Raw genomic sequence first — 20,969 nt, 5'->3', positions numbered from 1 at the left:
CTGTCGCCGGCGTCTGTCTTGCCGGCGGCAGTTTTTACATCGAGGGTTGCGACCTCAGGAAATCAGGAAATCAGGAAATTTTGCCGGCACGCCTTGAAGCATCTCGCCGTATCTCGCCCTCATTCAGCATCGTCCCCTGACACTCATTTGGAGCACGCATGACACACGCATTCACGATTCAGGCACACCTGCCCGAAGATCACCAGCAAGCGACCCTGATTGGCCGTATCTGGCAACCGAACGTCGGGCCGGTGCTGGTCAAGGTGCAAGCCGACGGGGTGTATGACCTGACTGCCGTCGCAGCGACCTCGAGCCAGCTGCTCGAACTCGACAATCCCGCTGCCGCAGTCGCGCAGACCAAAGCGCCGCGCCTGGCTTCGCTGGAAGACCTGCTGGCCAATGCCGACGTCGCTACGCGCGATACGTCGCGTCCGTGGCTGCTGGCGCCGATCGACCTGCAGGCGGTCAAGGCCAGCGGCGTGACCTTCGTCGCCAGCATGCTCGAGCGCGTAATCGAAGAACAGGCGCGCGGCGATGCCGGCAGAGCGGAATCGGTGCGCAAGGCGATCACGGCCGTGATCGGCGACAACCTGTCGAGCGTGGTGCCGGGTTCCGACGGCGCCGCCAAACTCAAGGAAGTGCTTCTGGAACAAGGCGTCTGGTCGCAATACCTGGAAGTCGGCATCGGCCCCGACGCCGAGATCTTCACCAAGGCGCAGCCGCTGTCTTCCGTCGGCCTGGGTGATGAAGTCGGGATCCATCCGAAGTCGGTCTGGAACAATCCCGAACCGGAAATCGTGCTGGTGGTAAACAGCCGCGGTGTGACGTTAGGCGCGACACTCGGCAACGACGTCAACCTGCGCGACTTCGAAGGCCGCTCCGCCCTGCTGCTGGGCAAAGCCAAGGACAACAACGCATCGTGCGCAGTCGGGCCTTTCATTCGTCTGTTCGATGCAAACTTTTCAATTGACGACGTGCGCCGTGCCGAACTTACAATGCGGGTTGACGGTACGGAAGGCTTTACGCTCAAGGGCAGCAGTTCGATGTCGATGATCAGCCGCGATCCGCTGAATCTGGTGGAACACGCCATCGGCCCGAATCACCAGTATCCCGACGGCCTGGTGCTGTTCCTCGGCACCATGTTCGCGCCGACGCAGGACCGCTTCGGACCGGGACAGGGTTTCACCCACCAGGTCGCCGACGTGGTCACGATCGCGACGCCGAAGCTGGGCGCGCTGGTGAACAAGGTCAACTTTACCGACAAGGTAGCGCCATGGACATTTGGTCTGACGGCGCTGCTCAAGAATCTCGCACAACGCAAACTCATTTAAAGGAAACACCATGTCGCAATCCTCTGGACGCCTGGCCGGCAAGACCGTACTGATCACTGCCGCCGCGCAAGGCATCGGCCGCGCTTCGGTCGAACTGTTTGCACGCGAAGGCGCACGTGTCATCGCGACCGACATCAGCAAGCAGCATCTGGATGAACTGGCCGGCATCGCCAACGTGGAAACGCACCTGCTGGACGTAACCGACGACGCCGCGATCAAGGCCCTGGTGGCCAAGGTCGGCGCGGTCGACGTTCTGTTCAACTGCGCGGGCTACGTTGCCGCCGGCAACATCCTGGATTGCGACGACAAGGCCTGGGATTTCTCCTTCAACCTGAATGCCAAGGCCATGTTCCACACTATCCGTGCGGTGTTGCCGGGCATGCTGGCGAAAAAGTCCGGTTCGATCGTCAACATCGCGTCCGCGGCATCGAGCGTCAAGGGCGTGGCGAATCGCTTCGCCTACGGCGCCAGCAAGGCGGCCGTGGTCGGCCTGACCAAATCGGTTGCGGCCGACTTCGTCGCACAAGGCGTGCGTTGCAATGCGATCTGCCCGGGCACCATCGAGTCGCCCTCGCTGAACCAGCGCATCACGACCCAGGCCAAGGAAACCGGCAAGAGCGAAGCGGAAGTGCGCCAGGCTTTCGTCGGCCGTCAACCGATGGGCCGCATCGGCAAGGCGGAAGAAGTCGCAGCGCTGGCGCTGTATCTGGCGTCGGAAGAGTCGGCATTCACTACCGGCGCAATCCACATGATCGACGGTGGCTGGTCGAACTGATCGCCGATTAGATTGATGCCGCGATGTAGTTTGCTACATCGCCACGCTGATGCTCCCGCAGCCCCTGCCGATCCTGGATCGCAGGGGCTGCGGTGTTTTGGGCGGTACGTACGCGGTGTCCGGCACGAGGGTATTGATGGTTTTTTATTTTCTTTTTAAACTCCGGCAGCATTGTTCAGCTCACCGGAATAGGCATAATGCAGTTCTTGTTTATCCGAAACTGCTGAGTCCAATGCCCATGCCTTCACATCCAATCCAGATCGCTTTCGACACGCCCATGCAACTTGGTGAATGCCCTTTATGGCACGCCGGTGAAGGTGCACTGTACTGGATCGACATTCCCGGCCGGGCGGTGCATCGCCTGCATGAAAGCAGCAAGACGCACCGCAGCTGGCCCATGCCCGGCGAACCCGGTTGCATTGCCATTCATGCCGATGGCGGCTTGCTGGTGGCGTTGCGTGATGGACTATTCCGCCTCGACACGGACAGCGGCGACTTGACTCGTCTGCTCGACGCGCCTTACGACGTCAGCAAACTCCGTTTCAACGACGGCCGCTGCGACGCAATGGGACGCTTCTGGGCCGGGACGATTTATGAGCCGCGCGATCAGGAATTGGGCAGCTTGTTCTGTTTCGACCATGGACAATTGCGCGATGCGGCGCATCCGGTCACCACTTCGAATGGCGTGGCATTCAGCACCGACAAGCGCAGGATGTTCCATGCGAACACACCGGCCCACCGCATCGACGTCTACGATTTCGATCTCGCCAGCGGTAGCACCAGCAACAAGCGACTGTTCAAGCAATTCGATACGGACAAGACAGCACCGGATTACGGCGGCCGTCCCGATGGCGCTGCAGTCGACAGCGAGAACGCGTATTGGTGCGCGATGTTTGAAGGCGGACGCGTGCTGCGGCTTTCTGCGACCGGCGACATTTTGCAGGAGATCAATATACCAGCGCGCTGCCCGACAATGATTGCCTTTGGCGGCGAGGATTTGCGCACGCTCTACATCACTACTGCCAGGAATGGCCGCAGCGAAGCTGAGTTGGCACAGTATCCTCATTCCGGCTGCGTGTTGTCGTTGCGGGTGGACGTCGCCGGTTTGCCGGAATTTGCATATCGGGGATAAGCGGTTTCGGGGCGAATTGCATTAGCTTTTTGCCAATGAAATAACCTCATTCCAAGCCAGCTCCAGCAAAGCTGTTCAATTTCAGCGACAATCACGGTCACGCTTGTTCCGAGACTTGCTTTCTTTTCTAGTTGTTATGAGAAAATAGCCTCAGGTGTTTGCGGATGATATTCGCTCTCAGCACAACCGATTCCATTTCGATATTCAACAATATTTACTCTAGCGAAAACTCCATGTCGATGAAAAAATTTGCCCTCAAACTTACTGTCGCCGCCGTTGCTCTGATCGGCCTGCAAACTTCCAGCTACGCCGTTGATTCCGTGTCCGTTGAAGCCGGCGCGGGATCCAAGGTTCAGATGCTGCGCCTGGGTGCGCAATGGGATTGGAAGAACACAGCCTGGTGGCAATCGAACGGTACCCACATCGGCGGCTACTGGGATCTGACAGTCGCTGAATGGCATCAAAAGCGTTACAACAACACCGATTCCAGCAAGAACTTCACCGATATCGGCTTCACACCGGTCTTCCGTTTCCAACGCGACGACAAAAAGGGTTTCTACGGCGAAGCAGGCATCGGCGTTCACCTGTTCTCCTCGCTGTACAACAACGACACCAAGAAGCTGTCGACTGCCTTCCAGTTTGGCGACCACCTCGGCACCGGCTATGTTTTCGCAAATGGCTTGGACGTCGGTCTGAAGCTGCAGCATTTTTCGAACGGCGGCATCAAGCAACCGAACGGCGGCGTGAACTTTGCGGTGCTCAAGGCTGCTTACCGCTTCTGATGGTTTGAACGGCTGTCGATGCTGACGGCAAGAATAAAGAAACCGGTCGCTGACCGGTTTTTTTACGCCCGTAGAATTGTCCCGCTGTTCGATATGGCCTTCTGATAGTTTGCGCCTGATTTTCTAAAGGATGGGCTGAGTGCGAGAGAGGACTGCCGCTGTTCCTCGTTTATTTCTGCGGGGCGCTGGTGTGCTTGATACAAACCACGGCCGTGGACGCTTGATCTTCCTGGCCGATCAGAGCGGTGTTGGGAGCGTAGTTGGAATGAAGCGGCGGTGAGTCCGCGAGGCGCCGATTGCCCCCGCAAAGGGAGGATATTGCCGGTGGCGAACGCAATGCAGGTAAAACAGTGCGGCAGGAGAGGTAAGACGGAGCCGGCAGTTGGTCTGCGCCCGGGTAATACGCCGCAAATACGGCGTGGAGGGATTGAAGAGGGGAAGATATGACAAAGGAAACGGACAGCAAAAAGCCCCACACCTGATGGCATGGGGCTTGAGCTTAATTAATAGCCTGACGATGACCTACTTTCACACTGGTTGCAGCACTATCATCGGCGCGAAGTCGTTTCACGGTCCTGTTCGGGATGGGAAGGGGTGGTACCAACTTGCTATAGTCATCAGGCATAACTTGTAGTGTTGCTTGGGTCCAATTGGAGCTAGGATGGCCAAACAACGCAATCTGGGAAGAAGTAAATTTTATCTTTGGGTGTGATGTGCCGATCAGGGCAAACACATAAATCTCTAAAGCTATAACAGCTAATGTTATAGGGACAAGCCGCACGGGCAATTAGTATCAGTTAGCTTAACGCATTACTGCGCTTCCACACCTGACCTATCAACGTCCTGGTCTCGAACGACCCTTTAGGGGGGTTAAACCCCCGGGAAGTCTCATCTCAAGGCGAGTTTCCCGCTTAGATGCTTTCAGCGGTTATCTCTTCCGAACTTAGCTACTCGGCAATGCCACTGGCGTGACAACCGATACACCAGAGGTTCGTCCACTCCGGTCCTCTCGTACTAGGAGCAGCCCCCTTCAAACTTCCAACGCCCACGGCAGATAGGGACCAAACTGTCTCACGACGTTTTAAACCCAGCTCACGTACCACTTTAAATGGCGAACAGCCATACCCTTGGGACCGGCTACAGCCCCAGGATGTGATGAGCCGACATCGAGGTGCCAAACTCCCCCGTCGATATGAACTCTTGGGAGGAATCAGCCTGTTATCCCCAGAGTACCTTTTATCCGTTGAGCGATGGCCCTTCCATACAGAACCACCGGATCACTATGTCCTACTTTCGTACCTGCTCGACTTGTCAGTCTCGCAGTTAAGCACGCTTATGCCATTGCACTATCAACACGATGTCCGACCGTATCTAGCGTACCTTCGAACTCCTCCGTTACACTTTGGGAGGAGACCGCCCCAGTCAAACTGCCTACCATGCACTGTCCCCGATCCGGATAACGGACCAAGGTTAGAACCTCAAACAAACCAGGGTGGTATTTCAAGGATGGCTCCATAGAGACTGGCGTCCCTACTTCAAAGCCTCCCACCTATCCTACACAGATTGGTTCAAAGTCCAATGCAAAGCTACAGTAAAGGTTCATGGGGTCTTTCCGTCTAGCCGCGGGTAGATTGCATCATCACAAACATTTCAACTTCGCTGAGTCTCGGGAGGAGACAGTGTGGCCATCGTTACGCCATTCGTGCAGGTCGGAACTTACCCGACAAGGAATTTCGCTACCTTAGGACCGTTATAGTTACGGCCGCCGTTTACTGGGACTTCAATCAAGAGCTTGCACCCCATCATTTAATCTTCCAGCACCGGGCAGGCGTCACACCCTATACGTCCACTTTCGTGTTTGCAGAGTGCTGTGTTTTTATTAAACAGTCGCAGCCACCTTTTTATTGCAACCCTTTTGTCCTTCTGGCGCAGGCCAGTCAAACTACTAGGGCGTACCTTATCCCGAAGTTACGGTACAAATTTGCCGAGTTCCTTCTCCCGAGTTCTCTCAAGCGCCTTAGAATACTCATCTCGCCCACCTGTGTCGGTTTGCGGTACGGTCTCGTTAGACTGAAGCTTAGAGGCTTTTCTTGGAACCACTTCCGATTGCTTCGCGAACAAGTTCGCTCGTCCCATACCCTTGAATTACGCTGCCGGATTTGCCTAACAGCCTTCTCTGATACAGAAACCGGGACATCCAACACCCGGACAACCTTCCGCGATCCGTCCCCCCATCGCATCTAACGACGGTGCAGGAATATTAACCTGCTTCCCATCAGCTACGCATCTCTGCCTCGCCTTAGGGGCCGACTCACCCTGCTCCGATGAACGTTGAACAGGAAACCTTGGGCTTACGGCGTGGGGGCTTTTCACCCCCATTATCGCTACTCATGTCAGCATTCGCACTTCTGATACCTCCAGCATCCTTTACAAGACACCTTCGCAGGCTTACAGAACGCTCTCCTACCATATCAATAAATTGATATCCGCAGCTTCGGTGACTGGCTTAGCCCCGTTACATCTTCCGCGCAGGACGACTCGATCAGTGAGCTATTACGCTTTCTTTAAAGGGTGGCTGCTTCTAAGCCAACCTCCTGACTGTTTTAGCCTTCCCACTTCGTTTTCCACTTAGCCAATCTTTGGGACCTTAGCTGGCGGTCTGGGTTGTTTCCCTCTTGACGCCGGACGTTAGCACCCGACGTCTGTCTCCCAAGCTCGCACTCATCGGTATTCGGAGTTTGCAATGGGTTGGTAAGTCGCGATGACCCCCTAGCCATAACAGTGCTCTACCCCCGATGGTGATACTTGAGGCACTACCTAAATAGTTTTCGGAGAGAACCAGCTATTTCCAAGTTTGTTTAGCCTTTCACCCCTACCCACAGCTCATCCCCTAATTTTTCAACATTAGTGGGTTCGGTCCTCCAGTGCGTGTTACCGCACCTTCAACCTGGCCATGAGTAGATCACTTGGTTTCGGGTCTACACCCAGCGACTGAACGCCCTATTCGGACTCGATTTCTCTACGGCTTCCCTATTCGGTTAACCTTGCCACTGAATGTAAGTCGCTGACCCATTATACAAAAGGTACGCAGTCACGGAACAAGTCCGCTCCTACTGTTTGTATGCACACGGTTTCAGGATCTATTTCACTCCCCTTCCGGGGTTCTTTTCGCCTTTCCCTCACGGTACTGGTTCACTATCGGTCGATTACGAGTATTTAGCCTTGGAGGATGGTCCCCCCATGTTCAGACAGGATTTCACGTGTCCCGCCCTACTTGTCGCAAGCCTAGTTCCACACTACTGATTTCGTATAAGGGGCTATCACCCTCTATGGCCGGACTTTCCATTCCGTTCTACTATCAATGGTGCTAAATCTTGCAGGCTGGTCCCATTTCGCTCGCCACTACTTTGGGAATCTCGGTTGATTTCTTTTCCTGCAGCTACTTAGATGTTTCAGTTCGCCGCGTTCGCTTCACAGACCTATGTATTCAGTCAGTGATACCCTTGCGGGTGGGTTTCCCCATTCGGAAATCTGCGGATCAAAGCTTGTTTGCTAGCTCCCCGCAGCTTATCGCAAGCTACTACGTCCTTCATCGCCTGTAATCGCCAAGGCATCCACCATGTGCACTTATTCACTTGTCCCTATAACGTTAGCCTCTCTTCCGAGAGATCGTTATAGAGTTTTTTGAGTTTAGCGTTTGCCGTATTGCCAAAGTAAGTCTTCTAATTGCTAAGATCACTTCGTAATACTTTGATTGATACAATCACACCCATCAACTTCTTGCACAAGGATCGAAATCCTGGCGCTCGTCGTTGACGAATTCTTTACTTCTTCCAGATTGTTAAAGAACAAAAACAGCTATTGATCACTAAAAGACCAAACCTAAATCCACACGCTCATGCATGCGACTTAGGTTTGATGTTTCTGGTGGAGGTTGACGGGATCGAACCGACGACCCCCTGCTTGCAAAGCAGGTGCTCTCCCAGCTGAGCTAAACCCCCGAAACTCTTTGGTGGGTCTGGTTGGGCTCGAACCAACGACCCCCGCGTTATCAACACGGTGCTCTAACCAGCTGAGCTACAGACCCGCTTGGATCAGTAATCAGCAGTCAGCCAGCAGACTATGCCGCCGCCGCAACCGATATAACTGTTCTTCTTTACTAACAGACGATAAGTGTGAGCGCTTAAATCATGCGCACTCTAGAAAGGAGGTGATCCAGCCGCACCTTCCGATACGGCTACCTTGTTACGACTTCACCCCAGTCACGAACCCTGCCGTGGTAATCGCCCTCCTTACGGTTAGGCTAACTACTTCTGGCAGAACCCGCTCCCATGGTGTGACGGGCGGTGTGTACAAGACCCGGGAACGTATTCACCGCGACATGCTGATCCGCGATTACTAGCGATTCCAACTTCATGGAGTCGAGTTGCAGACTCCAATCCGGACTACGATACACTTTCTGGGATTAGCTCCCCCTCGCGGGTTGGCGGCCCTCTGTATGTACCATTGTATGACGTGTGAAGCCCTACCCATAAGGGCCATGAGGACTTGACGTCATCCCCACCTTCCTCCGGTTTGTCACCGGCAGTCTCATTAGAGTGCCCTTTCGTAGCAACTAATGACAAGGGTTGCGCTCGTTGCGGGACTTAACCCAACATCTCACGACACGAGCTGACGACAGCCATGCAGCACCTGTGTTACGGTTCTCTTTCGAGCACTCCTAAATCTCTTCAGGATTCCGTACATGTCAAGGGTAGGTAAGGTTTTTCGCGTTGCATCGAATTAATCCACATCATCCACCGCTTGTGCGGGTCCCCGTCAATTCCTTTGAGTTTTAATCTTGCGACCGTACTCCCCAGGCGGTCTACTTCACGCGTTAGCTGCGTTACCAAGTCAATTAAGACCCGACAACTAGTAGACATCGTTTAGGGCGTGGACTACCAGGGTATCTAATCCTGTTTGCTCCCCACGCTTTCGTGCATGAGCGTCAGTGTTATCCCAGGGGGCTGCCTTCGCCATCGGTATTCCTCCACATATCTACGCATTTCACTGCTACACGTGGAATTCTACCCCCCTCTGACACACTCTAGCCATACAGTCACAAATGCAATTCCCAGGTTGAGCCCGGGGATTTCACATCTGTCTTGCATAACCGCCTGCGCACGCTTTACGCCCAGTAATTCCGATTAACGCTTGCACCCTACGTATTACCGCGGCTGCTGGCACGTAGTTAGCCGGTGCTTATTCTTCAGGTACCGTCATTAGCCCCAGGTATTAACCAAGACCGTTTCTTCCCTGACAAAAGAGCTTTACAACCCGAAGGCCTTCTTCACTCACGCGGCATTGCTGGATCAGGCTTGCGCCCATTGTCCAAAATTCCCCACTGCTGCCTCCCGTAGGAGTCTGGACCGTGTCTCAGTTCCAGTGTGGCTGGTCGTCCTCTCAGACCAGCTACTGATCGTCGCCTTGGTGAGCTTTTACCCCACCAACTAGCTAATCAGATATCGGCCGCTCCATGAGCATGAGGTCTTGCGATCCCCCACTTTCATCCGTAGATCGTATGCGGTATTAGCTAATCTTTCGACTAGTTATCCCCCACTCTAGGGCACGTTCCGATATATTACTCACCCGTTCGCCACTCGCCACCAGAAGCAAGCTCCCGTGCTGCCGTTCGACTTGCATGTGTAAGGCATGCCGCCAGCGTTCAATCTGAGCCAGGATCAAACTCTTCAGTTCAATCTCTGTTTTGCCATTGCTGGCTGATTCTTTCGAATCGGTCACTCACTCAAAATACTGACAGATAATTTCTTACCTATATTTCTTCGTGAGCGTTTAAAAATATTTAAAGTTTCCAGACCCGAAGGTCTGTCGCACTTCATTAAACGCCCACACTTATCGACTGTTAATTTTTAAAGAACCTTGCCTGCTTCGCTCCGCACCGAAGTGCCGTTTGCGTCGCTGTCAAATCGTTTTGTTTGTCAGCAGCAGAGAAACGAGATTATGTAGTGTTTTTTAATTTGCGTCAACTACTTTTTTAACGCTTCACTAAAAATTTTTACTTCCAACTTCTCGCTTCAAAAACCTTTTTTACTTCCTTTTCCCCACCTCCGGCGCGCTGCGTCTTGCTGTTTGCTGCGTCGCTCTGTCAGCGGGGAGGCGAACTATAGCAAAGCTTTTCCATTCCGTGCAACCCTTTTTGAAAAATTATTTAAACTTTTTATCCACCCTCCCGGCAAACCCACGCCAGCCCTGCATTTGCAGCCGTAAATAATTTTAAAAACAAAAAGCATGAAGCCCGTCCCTGACGGGACGGGCTTCATTTTCAATACAAATACCGGCAGCAGATTATTGATTCTTGAAGCTCGGCGTCCGCTTTTCCAGGAACGCCGCCATGCCTTCCGTCTGATCTTCGGTAGCGAAGCAGCTGTAGAACAAGGCGCGTTCATATTTGATGCCCTCGGCCAGCGTCGTTTCGTACGCCCGGTTCACCGAATCCTTGACCATCGCCGCTACCGGTTGCGACATCTCGGTAATGACAATGGCCGCAGCCAATGCCTCGTCCATCAACTTATCGGCGGCAACCACCCGCGACACCAATCCGGCGCGCTCGGCTTCCTGCGCATCCATCATGCGTCCGGTCAGGCACAGGTCCATGGCCTTGGCCTTGGATACCGCGCGCGGCAGGCGCTGGGTGCCGCCGGCGCCGGGCACGATGCCGAGCTTGATTTCCGGCTGGCCGAATTTGGCGTTGTCGGCGGCGATGATGAAGTCGCACATCATTGCCAGCTCGCAGCCGCCGCCCAGCGCATAGCCGGCCACTGCAGCGATCACCGGCTTGCGCACGCGGCGGATGGTTTCCCAGTTGCGCGTGATGAATTCGCCTTTGAGCACATCCATGTAGTTATAGCGCGCCATCACCGAGATGTCGGCGCCGGCTGCAAACGCCTTTTCGCTGCCGGTGACGATGATGCAGCCAATGTCCTCGTCGGCGTCGAAAGCCAGCAAGGCATTGCCGAGGTCGATCATCAGCGCATCGTTCAGCGCGTTCAGGGCTTTGGGCCGGTTCAGGCGGATCACCGCGACCTTGCCAATGGTCTCGGTCAGAATGTTTTCGTAGCTCATCTGGTCTCCTCTATATAGGGGTAGCGCGATAGTTGAATGTACCTGCCGCGTCGATTGTAACGCCAATGAATTTGCTCCATGTCAAAGCCCTTCAGGAATTTGTCCCTGCCACAAAGGTCAGAGCCTATACTGGGATATCCCTTCACAACAACAGAGGAGGATCGTATGTTCAAGACTATTCTTGTCCCGACGGACGGATCGGAACGCTCCGACAAGGCCATCGCCAACGCCATCGACTACGCCCAGCACTGCAAATCCAGGATCATCGGCATATCTGTGGCCGAGCCCTACCCGTTCTCGCCGCTGGCGGAAAGCTCCATGGCGATCGACCCTGGGATCTATGAAGAAAACGTCCGCACTCTCGCGGAACAGCATGTGAAGAAAATCGCCGACGCCGCTCGGGCCGCCGGCGTGGAATGTGAAACCACGACGATACTGTCGTTCGCACCGGACGAAGAGATCGTCAATGCCGCCAAGAAATATGCCTGCGACGTCATCTTCATGGCCTCCCACGGACGTAGCGGACTCAGCAGGCTATTTCTGGGAAGCAAGACGCAGAAGGTGCTGGCGCATTCCACCATTCCCGTTCTCGTATTGCGCTAACCGCCACACACAACAAAAAACCCGGCTTGCTCTATATAGGCAAGCCGGGTTTTTATTGAAACGCCCCAATACAGGCGATCAAGCTCAGGAATTCGGCAACAGCACCCACATCATGCCGCGCTGCTTCATGCCGCCCGCCTTTTCACCGGCTTCATTGCCGAAACCCCAGAAATAATCGGCCCGCACCGCGCCGCGAATGGCGCCGCCGGTGTCCTGCGCCAGCACCAGACGCTGCAGAACCGCGTCGCTATTGGGCTGCGTTGTCGCCAGAAACACCGGCGCGCCGAGAGGAATGTGCTGCGGATCAACCGCAATCGAGCGCTGCGCGGTCAGCGGCAAACCCATCGCGCCTTTCGGCCCCTTGGACGGATCCGTGATTTTCTCTTCCTTGAAGAAGATATAGCTCGGATTGACGTTCAACAACTCGTTCTGGCGCGACGGATTGGCGATTACCCAGGCCTTGATGCCTTGCGCGGAGGCCTGCGACAAGGTCATTTCCCCCTTGTCGACCAGATAACGGCCGATCGACTTGTACGGATAACCGTTCTGGTCGGCATAGGCCAGGCGCACGGTTTCCTGGCTATCGGTAAGCTGGACACGGCCCGAACCCTGCACCTGCAGGAAGAAAGCTTCCACCGGATCATCCACCCAGACCAGCTCCTTGCCCGCCAGCGCGCCAGACTGCAGCAACTCGGCACGCGAAAAATACGGCACCACCTTGTTGCCGACCACGCGCCCGCGCAGGCGCATGTTTTTCAGTTCCGGATACAGGCTGGCCAGGTCGATGGTCAGCAAATCGTCGGGCGCTCTATATAGAGGGGTCTGGTACGGCCCGCCGCGCTTGCGCGAACCGCGCAGCAAAGGTTCGTAGTAGCCGGTCACCAGCCCGGTGTCGCTACCGTCCGGATTGAATACCTTGTAAGGCGTAAAACCGGATTCGAAGAACGCGCGGATCGCGCCCTCGTCATCGGCATTGACCTGGCGCGCCGTGGTGCAGGCATTTTTCCATTCATTGCGACGGATCAGCGTCTGGCACGAGGTCAGGAAAGCCGGCCAAGCGTCACGCAAGGCATCCCGGTCCCAGCCCGGCATGGCGGCGAAGCTGCTCTTTTGCATCCCCTGAGCCTGACCTTCCGGCTGAACCGGCGTGGTCGGCTTGGACGGCGTCGGCCTGGCGGGCGGCAACGGCGTGGTCGTACAGGCGGCAAGGGATACGGCGACGATGACGGCTAATGCGGGTAAACTGCGGCGGATGCTCGTTTGAATAAGTGACATTGAGGAAACATGAAATGTGGTGGTTAATACTCGAAGCCGGCGCAGCCTTCTTTATTTTCGTATTCATTGTCTGGTGGACCATGTTTTCCGGACGCAAGCCGGATCAATCCGTTCAGACAAAAAATCCCGCAGATAAAAAAGACGACAGCCAGGCTTGAACCCTGGTGCAAGACGCTTAATGCAGCGTGCGCGGCAGCGACAGGATGAACTCCGGGATTTTCACGTCGAACTGCTCGCCGTCTTCAGCGACGCAAAAATACTCTCCGTGCATCGAACCCTGCGGCGTCTGCAATGACGTGCCGCTGGTGTATTCGAATTGCTCCCCCGGTTGCAGGAACGGCTGGTGGCCGACGACGCCCAGACCGCGTACCTCTTCGGTGTGGTTGTTGGCGTCGGTGATGACCCAGTGGCGCGAAATCAGCTGGGCCGGCACCTGTCCCGAGTTGACGATGGTGATCGCATAAGCGAATACATAATGCGAACGCGCCGGATCGGACTGCTCTTCCAGATATTGCGTCTTGACCGTCACCGTTAACTCATACGTCGCCATGCGGATTTCCTCGATTTTGTAAAAAGCCTGGCCCATTCCACACGAAATCAACCTCAAGTGCAAGGCTTGCAACAAAACCGCAGGCGGCGAACGGGTAAAATAGCGCATCTTCAATCGCTCTACAGCCCTCCATAAGCCATATCGCCATGCCCAACTACCGTATCGCCCCCAGCATCCTGTCCGCCGACTTCGCCCGCCTGGGCGAGGAAGTCCGCAATGTCGTCGCTGCCGGCGCCGACATCATCCACTTCGACGTGATGGACAACCATTACGTTCCCAACCTGACCATCGGACCTTTGGTTTGCGAAGCCATCCGTCCGCATGTGCAGGTGCCGATCGACGTCCATCTGATGGTCAAGCCGGTCGATCGCATCATTCCCGACTTCGCCAAGGCCGGCGCCAACATCATCACCTTCCACCCGGAAGGCTCCGAGCACATCGATCGATCGCTGCAACTGATCCGCGACAACGGCTGCAAAGCCGGTCTGGTGTTCAACCCGGGCACGCCGCTGCATTTCCTCGATCACGTCATGGACAAGATCGACATCATCCTGATCATGTCCGTCAATCCGGGCTTCGGCGGCCAATCCTTCATTCCTGAAGCGCTCAAGAAAATCGCCGCCGTGCGCCGTCGCATCGACGAATCCGGCCGCGACATCATGCTGGAAGTCGACGGCGGCATCAAAATCGACAATATCGCAGCAGCCGCCAAGGCCGGCGCCGACACCTTCGTGGCCGGCTCCGCCATCTTCGGCAAGCCGGACTACAAGGCCGTCATCGACGCCATGCGCGGCGAACTGGCCAAGTAAAAATCCCGGAAAGATCCCATGCTCGACAACATCAAAGCCGCCATCATCGACCTCGACGGCACCATGCTCGACACCGCGCCGGATTTCCACGTCGCGGTCAACCGCATGCGCGCCGACCTGGGCCTGGGGCCGCTGGCGATGCAAACCATCGTCAATTTTGTCGGCAAGGGATCGGAAAACCTGATGCGCCGCGTGCTGGCCGTCGATTACGACGAAGACGGCGTGGCACAGCGCTTCGAGGAAGCACTGGCGTCCTATCAGGAGCATTATCTCGCCATCAACGGCGACCACGCCACGCTCTACCCGAACGTGATCGAAGGTCTGCAGGCGCTCAAGGCCAAGGGCCTGCGCCTGGCCTGCGTGACCAACAAGCCGATTGCCTTCACTCTGCCGCTGATGGATAAAAAGGGGTTGTATCCCTATTTCGACGTCATCTACGGCGGCGATTCCCTGCCGAAAAAGAAGCCCGATCCCCTGCCCTTGCTGCAGGTTTGTGCGGATTTCGCACTGCAGCCGGCGCAAGTGGTCGCCATCGGCGACTCCTCCAACGACGCGCAAGCCGCGCGGGCCGCGGGTTGCCGCGTATTGAACGTACCCTACGGCTACAATCACGGCGAACCTATACACAACGTCGATTCCGATGGTATAGTTCCAACGCTGCTGGATGCAGCGCACCAAATTTCGTATTGCAAAAGCTTTCTTAACTGAACACATACGACAAATGTTTCTCAACAAAAAACTCAACGCCAACCAATCAGCCGCCCCTGAGGCCTGGCTGTGGCGACGCTGGCAATCCTGGGCTAACTAAGCCTCGTCAGCTGCTGGCCGCATCCGCTTTTCTTCCCCCTGCGCAACCAGCAAGTTTTTTGCAACACCACCCTGTTTAAACATATCGCTATCGTCGGCACGCGCTTGCCGGGACGCTTCAAGTCGTCCTGCACCCTGCAACCCGTCTACAATAGCGGTCCTGGAGAGAAACGATGACCGAACTCGAATTCAAATCGCTGGCCGCGCAAGGCTACAACCGCATTCCGCTGATCGCTGAAGCCTTCGCCGACCTGGAAACCCCGCTGACCCTGTACCTCAAACTGGCGCAAACCCAGAATGCCGGCAAGAACACCTTCCTGCTGGAATCCGTGGTCGGCGGCGAACGCTTCGGCCGCTATTCCTTCATCGGCCTGCCGGCCACCACCAAGCTGCGCAGCTTCGGCAACAAGATCGAAGTCCTGAAGAACGACAAGGTCATCGAATCGCTGGAAGGCAACGCGCTCGAGTTCATCGCCGAATTCCAGTCGCGCTACAAGGTCGCGATCCGCCCCGGCATGCCGCGCTTCTGCGGGGGCCTGGCCGGCTACTTCGGCTATGACGCCGTGCGTTACATCGAAAAACGCCTGGCCGACAGCGCACCGAAAGACGACCTCGGCCTGCCCGACATCCAGTTACTCGTTACCGAAGAACTGGCCGTCATCGACAACCTCTCCGGCAAGCTCTACCTGATCGTCTACACCGACCCGTCGCAACCGGAAGCCTTCAGCAAAGGCCGCCAACGCCTCAAGGACTTGCGCGCCTCGCTGCGCCGCGCCGCCGATGCGCCCGTCACCAGCGGCTCGGTGCGTACCGAAACCATCCGCGAATTCCCCAAGGATGACTATCTGAAGGCCGTCGCCAAGGCCAAGGAATACGTCATGGCCGGCGACCTGATGCAAGTGCAGATCGGCCAGCGCCTGAAGAAATCCTACGTCGACTCGCCGCTGATGCTGTATCGCGCGCTGCGTTCGCTGAACCCGTCGCCGTACATGTACTTCTACAATTTCGGCGACATGCAGATCGTCGGCGCCTCGCCGGAAATTTTGGTGCGCAACGAAACCATCGGCCAGACCTCGGACGGCGAAGCGCAAAAGAAGATCACCATCCGTCCGCTGGCAGGCACCCGCCCACGCGGATCGACGCCGGAACGCGACGCGCAACTGGCCACCGAACTGCTGGCCGACCCGAAAGAAATCGCCGAGCACGTCATGCTGATCGACCTGGCCCGCAACGACATCGGCCGCATCGCCGTCACCGGCAGCGTCAAGGTTACCGACCAGATGGTCATCGAAAAATATTCCCACGTGCAGCACATCGTCTCCAACGTCGAAGGCCTGCTCAAACCCGGCCTGTCGAATCTGGACGTCTTGAAAGCCACCTTCCCCGCCGGCACCCTGTCGGGCGCGCCGAAAGTGCGCGCCATGGAAATCATCGACGAACTCGAGCCGACCAAGCGCGGCATCTACGGCGGCGCCTGCGGCTACCTGTCGTTCGGTGGCGAAATGGATGTCGCGATCGCGATCCGCACCGGCGTCATCAAGGACGGTACGCTCTACGTGCAAGCCGCCGCCGGCATCGTCGCCGACTCCGTGCCGGAAATGGAATGGGAAGAAACCGAAAACAAGGCGCGGGCTGTGCTGCGCGCTGCCGAACAAGTGCAAGACGGACTGGATGGAGAAATCTAAATGCTGCTGATGATCGACAACTACGATTCCTTCACCTACAACATCGTCCAGTATTTCGGCGAACTCGGTGAAGAAGTGCTGACCGTCCGCAACGATGAGATCACGCTGGCCGAAATCGAAAAACTCAATCCCGAACGCATCTGCCTGTCGCCCGGCCCGTGCAGCCCGAAGGAAGCCGGCATCTGCATCGACCTGCTCAAGCATTTCTCCGGCAAGCTGCCGATTCTCGGCGTCTGCCTCGGCCACCAGGCCATCGGTGAAGCCTTCGGCGGCAACGTCGTGCGCGCCAAGCAAGTCATGCACGGCAAGACCTCGAAGATCGCTCACACCGGCGTCGGCGTGTTCAAGGATATCCCCAGCCCTTACACCGTGATCCGCTATCACTCGCTGGCCATCGAGCGCGCCTCGCTGCCCGATTGCCTCGAAGTCACCGCATGGACCGACGACGGTGAAATCATGGGCGTGCGCCACAAGGAATTCGATTTGCAGGGCGTGCAGTTCCACCCCGAATCGATTCTGTCCGAGCACGGCCACGCCTTGCTGAAGAATTTCCTGACCGGCACGGCGCGCTCTTGAACGCCGCCGTCCCGCTGACATCATCCGAGAACATCATGTCCATCACGCCACAAGAAGCCTTACTGCGCTGCATTGAGCATCGCGAAATTTTCCACGACGAAATGCTGACGCTGTTCCGCCAGATCATGAGCGGGGAAATGTCGCCCGTCATGATCGCTGCGCTCACCATGGGCCTGCGCGTCAAAAAGGAAAGCATCGGCGAAATCGCCGCCGCCGCGCAAGTCATGCGCGAGTTCGCCACCAAGGTGCCGATGGCCGACACCACCAACCTGCTCGACATCGTCGGCACCGGCGGCGACGGCGCACACACGTTCAACATCTCCACCGCATCGATGTTCGTCGCAGCAGCAGCCGGCGCACGCGTCGCCAAGCACGGCGGTCGCAGCGTGTCGTCGTCGTCGGGCAGCGCCGACGTGCTCGAAGCCCTCGGCGCCGACATCAACCTGCAACCGGAGCAAGTCGCGCAATCGATCGCGCAGACCGGCATCGGCTTCATGTTCGCGCCCAACCACCACGCCGCCATGAAGCACGCCGCGCCGGTGCGCAAGGAACTCGGTGTACGCACCATCTTCAACATCCTCGGCCCGCTGACCAACCCGGCCGGAGCGCCGAACATCCTGATGGGCGTGTTCCATGCGGATCTGGTCGGCATCCAGGTGCGCGTACTGCAACGCCTGGGCGCGCAGCATGCGATCGTGGTGTGGGGCCGCGACAATCTCGATGAAGTCACGCTGGGCGGCGCCACCATGATCGGCGAGCTGGTCAACGGCGAAATCCGCGAATATGAAATCCATCCGGAAGACTTCGGCATGAGCATGTTCGCCAGCCGCAACCTGCAAGTCGCCAATGCCAACGAATCGAAGGAAAAAATCTTCGAAGCGCTCAAGGGCGTGCCGGGTCCGGTGCACGACATCGTCGCCATCAACGCAGGAACGGCGCTGTATGCAGCCGGCGTTGCGGCATCGATTGAAGAGGGCCTGAACAAGGCGCGCGCAACCATTGCCTCGGGTGCGGCGCTGGCCAAGCTCGAACAGTTCGTGAAGGCGACCAAGCAACTGGGCGGCAAGAATTAATTGTTGCCGTTGACGAAGTTGACATTCGGAACTGATCTTTTCACTGACGGAAGGCGCACATGATTCCCCTGAACGACTTGCTGATCTTCGCATTGGCCGCATTGGTGCTGGTGCTGACTCCCGGCCCCAACATGATGTATTGCGTGTCGCGCTCGATCTGCCAGGGGCGTGCGGCGGGGATGATTTCGCTGCTCGGCGTGGCGGCCGGTTTCGTGGTCCACATGCTGGCGGCGACCTTCGGCCTGACGGCCTTGTTCCTCGCGGTGCCGCTGGCCTATGACCTGATCAAGTATCTGGGTGCGGCCTATCTGTTGTGGATGGCATGGAATGCAATCAAACCGGGCGGCGCATCGCCGTTCCAGACCCGGGACTTGCCGCATGACAGCAACGCGACCCTGTTCCGCATGGGTTTCCTGACCAATCTGCTTAACCCCAAGGCGGCGATGTTCTACATGTCGTTCCTGCCGCAATTCATCCATGCCGAACATGGCCACGTGATGCTGCAGAGCCTGACACTGGGCGTGACGCAGATCGCCGTCAGCTTCACCGTCAACGGCCTGCTGATCCTGACGGCCAGCGCGATTGCCGGTTTCTTCTCCAGCAATCCGGGCTGGATGCGGGCGCAGCGATATCTTATGGGGCTGACGCTGGGCGCATTGGCGTTCCGACTGGCACTGGATCAGCGCAAGTAACATCAATAGTCATCAAGGAATTTTCATGTCTGACATCCTCAACAAGATCCTCGACGTCAAAGCCGATGAAGTCAAAGCGGCGAAGCAGCATCGCGATCTCGCCAGCCTGCGTCGCGACGTCGAATCCGATACCGAAGCGCGCGCGCAATTGCGTGGCTTCGAAGCCGGCCTGCGCAGCAAGATCGCTGCCGGCAACGCCGGCATCATCGCCGAAGTCAAAAAGGCCTCGCCATCCAAAGGCGTGATCCGTCCCGATTTCAAGCCGGCCGAAATTGCCGTCAGCTACGCCGCCCACGGCGCGGCCTGCCTGTCGGTGCTGACCGACGTGCAATTCTTCCAGGGTGCGCCGGAATACCTCAAACAGGCGCGCGCCGCCTGTGCGCTGCCCGTGCTGCGCAAGGATTTCATGATGGATATGTACCAGGTCTACGAAGCGCGCTCATGGGGCGCCGACGCCATCCTGCTGATTGTCGCCGCACTCGACCATGGCCTGATGGCGGAGCTTGAAGCCTGCGCCCATGAACTCGGCATGAGCGTGCTGGTGGAAGTGCACGACGGCGTTGAACTCGACGCCGCACTGAAACTGAAGACTGCGCTGCTGGGCATCAACAACCGCAATCTGCGCACCTTCGAAACCACGCTGGACACGACGCTCAATCTGTTGCCGCGCATTCCGTCCGACAAACTGGTCATCACCGAATCGGCCATCGCCACGCCGGACGACGTCAAGCGCATGCGCGACGCCAAGGTCAACGCCTTCCTGGTCGGCGAAGCCTTCATGCGCGCGCCGGAACCCGGCGTCGAGCTGGCGCGCTTGTTTGCCTGATGGCCTGATCATTTTCAAGCAATAAAAAAGCGGAGCACGAAGCTCCGCTTTTTTTACGTCTGTTGCTTGCCGATCGCATCAGGCCGAGAAGCCGCCGTCGATCGTCAGGCTGGCGCCGGTGATGTAGCCAGCCTCGGGACCTGCCAGATACCCCACGAAGCTGGCGATTTCTTCGGCCTTGCCGTAGCGTGGCAACGCCATCAGGCCTTTGAGCGCGTCTGCGAAATCGCTGTCAGCCGGATTCATGTCGGTATCGACCGGACCTGGCTGCACATTGTTGACGGTGATGCCGCGTGGACCAAGGTCGCGCGCCAGGCCCTTGGTCAGGCCGACGATGGCCGACTTGCTCATGGCATACACGGCGCCGCCGGCGAACGGCATGCGATCGGCGTTGGTGCTGCCGATGGTGATGACGCGGCCGCCTTCACGCATGAAGCGCACGGCTTCCTGGGTGGCGACGAATACGCTGCGCACGTTCACGTCCAGCGTGCGGTCCAGATCTTCCAGCTTGAATTCTTCCACCGAACCCATCGCCAGCACGCCGGCATTGTTGACCAGGATGTCGAGACGGCCGAAGGTTTCCGCGGCGATGCGGATGGCTTGTTGCAACGCTGCGGTGTCCGAGCTGTCGGCCTGGATTGCCAGTGCGCGGCCGCCCTTGGCTTCGAGTTCGCTGACCAGCGCTTGCGCCTTGTCCGGCGAGCTGACGTAGGTGAAGGCGACGATCGCGCCTTCCTGCACCAGACGCTTGACGATGGCGGCGCCGATGCCGCGCGAACCGCCTTGCACGAAGGCAACTTTATTGGACAGGGTCAGATTGGTGTTGGTGTTTGCAGTCATGATATTGCTCCTTGATTGAAGAAAATAAGTAAGGGAATGAAAAGATGGCCTGCGGTTTTCCTTGCGTTGGTTTGAATTCCGTTTGGCTTGG

The 20,969-nt window shown here is 57.1% G+C and carries 17 protein-coding genes, 2 tRNA genes and 3 rRNA genes; 13 read left to right on the top strand and 9 right to left on the bottom strand.

Going from position 1 to position 20,969, the window contains the following annotated elements:
• Positions 1–158: 158 nt before the first annotated feature.
• The 4 genes from DXT88_RS02590 to DXT88_RS02575 all read left to right on the top strand — a co-directional run bounded on the left by DXT88_RS02590 (position 159) and on the right by DXT88_RS02575 (position 4,020).
• Positions 159–1,331, top strand: a complete 1,173-nt coding sequence (locus DXT88_RS02590; protein ID WP_265211458.1) for a fumarylacetoacetate hydrolase family protein — start codon at positions 159–161, stop codon at positions 1,329–1,331.
• 10 nt (positions 1,332–1,341) lie between these two features.
• Positions 1,342–2,106, top strand: a complete 765-nt coding sequence (locus DXT88_RS02585) for an SDR family oxidoreductase (protein WP_016832898.1) — start codon at positions 1,342–1,344, stop codon at positions 2,104–2,106.
• Between the two features lie 238 nt (positions 2,107–2,344).
• Entirely contained in the window at positions 2,345–3,238 is an 894-nt protein-coding gene (locus tag DXT88_RS02580; protein ID WP_456152236.1) for an SMP-30/gluconolactonase/LRE family protein, read from the top strand.
• Between the two features lie 233 nt (positions 3,239–3,471).
• A complete protein-coding gene (locus DXT88_RS02575) occupies positions 3,472–4,020 on the top strand; it encodes an acyloxyacyl hydrolase (RefSeq protein ID WP_016832896.1) in 549 nt (182 codons plus the stop codon).
• Positions 4,021–4,529: 509 nt separating this feature from the next.
• Here the strand turns inward: DXT88_RS02575 and rrf are convergent.
• From rrf to DXT88_RS02545, 6 genes are all read right to left on the bottom strand, one after another.
• Positions 4,530–4,642: ribosomal RNA gene (gene rrf, locus DXT88_RS02570) — 5S ribosomal RNA — on the bottom strand.
• A 144-nt stretch (positions 4,643–4,786) separates the two neighbouring features.
• A 23S ribosomal RNA gene (locus DXT88_RS02565) occupies positions 4,787–7,661 on the bottom strand.
• 284 nt (positions 7,662–7,945) lie between these two features.
• Positions 7,946–8,021 (bottom strand) — tRNA-Ala (locus DXT88_RS02560).
• A gap of 9 nt (positions 8,022–8,030) precedes the next feature.
• Positions 8,031–8,107: transfer RNA gene (locus DXT88_RS02555), tRNA-Ile, on the bottom strand.
• Between the two features lie 116 nt (positions 8,108–8,223).
• Positions 8,224–9,756: ribosomal RNA gene (locus DXT88_RS02550) — 16S ribosomal RNA — on the bottom strand.
• Together the 16S, 23S and 5S rRNA genes with 2 tRNA genes alongside form the textbook arrangement of a ribosomal RNA operon.
• Positions 9,757–10,365: 609 nt before the next feature.
• Positions 10,366–11,142, bottom strand: a complete 777-nt coding sequence (locus DXT88_RS02545; RefSeq protein WP_265211457.1) for an enoyl-CoA hydratase — start codon at positions 11,140–11,142, stop codon at positions 10,366–10,368.
• 165 nt (positions 11,143–11,307) lie between these two features.
• On the opposite strand from DXT88_RS02545, the gene DXT88_RS02540 reads away from it, so the two are divergent.
• Positions 11,308–11,745, top strand: coding sequence for a universal stress protein (locus DXT88_RS02540; RefSeq protein ID WP_265211456.1), 438 nt, complete (start codon positions 11,308–11,310; stop codon positions 11,743–11,745).
• Positions 11,746–11,829: 84 nt separating this feature from the next.
• On the opposite strand, the gene mltA is transcribed toward DXT88_RS02540, so the two are convergent.
• Positions 11,830–13,020 (bottom strand): murein transglycosylase A, encoded by a 1,191-nt coding sequence (mltA, locus tag DXT88_RS02535; RefSeq protein WP_265211455.1) that lies wholly within the window; start codon positions 13,018–13,020, stop codon positions 11,830–11,832.
• Positions 13,021–13,034: 14 nt separating this feature from the next.
• On the opposite strand from mltA, the gene DXT88_RS02530 reads away from it, so the two are divergent.
• Complete coding sequence (locus DXT88_RS02530; RefSeq protein ID WP_016832888.1) at positions 13,035–13,178, top strand: hypothetical protein; 144 nt, start codon at positions 13,035–13,037, stop codon at positions 13,176–13,178.
• 17 nt (positions 13,179–13,195) lie between these two features.
• On the opposite strand, the gene apaG is transcribed toward DXT88_RS02530, so the two are convergent.
• Positions 13,196–13,570, bottom strand: coding sequence for a Co2+/Mg2+ efflux protein ApaG (gene apaG / locus DXT88_RS02525; RefSeq protein WP_029363138.1), 375 nt, complete (start codon positions 13,568–13,570; stop codon positions 13,196–13,198).
• Positions 13,571–13,716: 146 nt separating this feature from the next.
• On the opposite strand from apaG, the gene rpe reads away from it, so the two are divergent.
• The 7 genes from rpe to trpC all read left to right on the top strand — a co-directional run bounded on the left by rpe (position 13,717) and on the right by trpC (position 20,038).
• Positions 13,717–14,379, top strand: coding sequence for a ribulose-phosphate 3-epimerase (gene rpe, locus DXT88_RS02520; protein ID WP_265211454.1), 663 nt, complete (start codon positions 13,717–13,719; stop codon positions 14,377–14,379).
• Between the two features lie 18 nt (positions 14,380–14,397).
• On the top strand, positions 14,398–15,087 hold the full coding sequence (locus DXT88_RS02515) for a phosphoglycolate phosphatase (protein WP_265211453.1): 690 nt from the start codon (positions 14,398–14,400) through the stop codon (positions 15,085–15,087).
• Positions 15,088–15,359: 272 nt separating this feature from the next.
• Positions 15,360–16,871 (top strand): anthranilate synthase component I, encoded by a 1,512-nt coding sequence (trpE, locus tag DXT88_RS02510; protein WP_265211452.1) that lies wholly within the window; start codon positions 15,360–15,362, stop codon positions 16,869–16,871.
• Positions 16,872–17,447: an anthranilate synthase component II gene (locus tag DXT88_RS02505; protein ID WP_016832884.1), complete on the top strand. Its 576-nt coding sequence runs from the start codon at positions 16,872–16,874 to the stop codon at positions 17,445–17,447.
• A gap of 35 nt (positions 17,448–17,482) precedes the next feature.
• Positions 17,483–18,520: an anthranilate phosphoribosyltransferase gene (gene trpD, locus DXT88_RS02500; protein ID WP_265211568.1), complete on the top strand. Its 1,038-nt coding sequence runs from the start codon at positions 17,483–17,485 to the stop codon at positions 18,518–18,520.
• Positions 18,521–18,579: 59 nt separating this feature from the next.
• On the top strand, positions 18,580–19,212 hold the full coding sequence (locus tag DXT88_RS02495; protein ID WP_016832882.1) for a LysE family translocator: 633 nt from the start codon (positions 18,580–18,582) through the stop codon (positions 19,210–19,212).
• A gap of 25 nt (positions 19,213–19,237) precedes the next feature.
• A complete protein-coding gene (gene trpC / locus DXT88_RS02490; RefSeq protein ID WP_265211451.1) occupies positions 19,238–20,038 on the top strand; it encodes an indole-3-glycerol phosphate synthase TrpC in 801 nt (266 codons plus the stop codon).
• Positions 20,039–20,116: 78 nt separating this feature from the next.
• On the opposite strand, the gene DXT88_RS02485 is transcribed toward trpC, so the two are convergent.
• Complete coding sequence (locus DXT88_RS02485) at positions 20,117–20,878, bottom strand: 3-oxoacyl-ACP reductase family protein (RefSeq protein WP_265211450.1); 762 nt, start codon at positions 20,876–20,878, stop codon at positions 20,117–20,119.
• Between the last annotated feature and the right edge of the window lie 91 nt (positions 20,879–20,969).

It is taken from the genome of Herbaspirillum lusitanum (assembly GCF_026127345.1).
Classification (GTDB): Bacteria; Pseudomonadota; Gammaproteobacteria; order Burkholderiales; family Burkholderiaceae_D; genus Herbaspirillum; species Herbaspirillum lusitanum.
This window is presented reverse-complemented; position numbering and strand designations above follow the sequence as displayed.

Excerpts from the sequence above, each read along its gene's own strand:
- DXT88_RS02590 (WP_265211458.1), top strand. The coding sequence starts at position 159 with ATGACACACGCATTCACGATTCAGGCACACCTGCCCGAAGATCACCAG.
- DXT88_RS02585 (WP_016832898.1), top strand. The coding sequence starts at position 1,342 with ATGTCGCAATCCTCTGGACGCCTGGCCGGCAAGACCGTACTGATCACT.
- DXT88_RS02580 (WP_456152236.1), top strand. The coding sequence starts at position 2,345 with ATGCCTTCACATCCAATCCAGATCGCTTTCGACACGCCCATGCAACTT.
- DXT88_RS02575 (WP_016832896.1), top strand. The coding sequence starts at position 3,472 with ATGTCGATGAAAAAATTTGCCCTCAAACTTACTGTCGCCGCCGTTGCT.
- DXT88_RS02545 (WP_265211457.1), bottom strand. The coding sequence starts at position 11,142 with ATGAGCTACGAAAACATTCTGACCGAGACCATTGGCAAGGTCGCGGTG.
- DXT88_RS02540 (WP_265211456.1), top strand. The coding sequence starts at position 11,308 with ATGTTCAAGACTATTCTTGTCCCGACGGACGGATCGGAACGCTCCGAC.
- mltA (WP_265211455.1), bottom strand. The coding sequence starts at position 13,020 with ATGTCACTTATTCAAACGAGCATCCGCCGCAGTTTACCCGCATTAGCC.
- DXT88_RS02530 (WP_016832888.1), top strand. The coding sequence starts at position 13,035 with ATGTGGTGGTTAATACTCGAAGCCGGCGCAGCCTTCTTTATTTTCGTA.
- apaG (WP_029363138.1), bottom strand. The coding sequence starts at position 13,570 with ATGGCGACGTATGAGTTAACGGTGACGGTCAAGACGCAATATCTGGAA.
- rpe (WP_265211454.1), top strand. The coding sequence starts at position 13,717 with ATGCCCAACTACCGTATCGCCCCCAGCATCCTGTCCGCCGACTTCGCC.
- DXT88_RS02515 (WP_265211453.1), top strand. The coding sequence starts at position 14,398 with ATGCTCGACAACATCAAAGCCGCCATCATCGACCTCGACGGCACCATG.
- trpE (WP_265211452.1), top strand. The coding sequence starts at position 15,360 with ATGACCGAACTCGAATTCAAATCGCTGGCCGCGCAAGGCTACAACCGC.
- DXT88_RS02505 (WP_016832884.1), top strand. The coding sequence starts at position 16,872 with ATGCTGCTGATGATCGACAACTACGATTCCTTCACCTACAACATCGTC.
- trpD (WP_265211568.1), top strand. The coding sequence starts at position 17,483 with ATGTCCATCACGCCACAAGAAGCCTTACTGCGCTGCATTGAGCATCGC.
- DXT88_RS02495 (WP_016832882.1), top strand. The coding sequence starts at position 18,580 with ATGATTCCCCTGAACGACTTGCTGATCTTCGCATTGGCCGCATTGGTG.
- trpC (WP_265211451.1), top strand. The coding sequence starts at position 19,238 with ATGTCTGACATCCTCAACAAGATCCTCGACGTCAAAGCCGATGAAGTC.
- DXT88_RS02485 (WP_265211450.1), bottom strand. The coding sequence starts at position 20,878 with ATGACTGCAAACACCAACACCAATCTGACCCTGTCCAATAAAGTTGCC.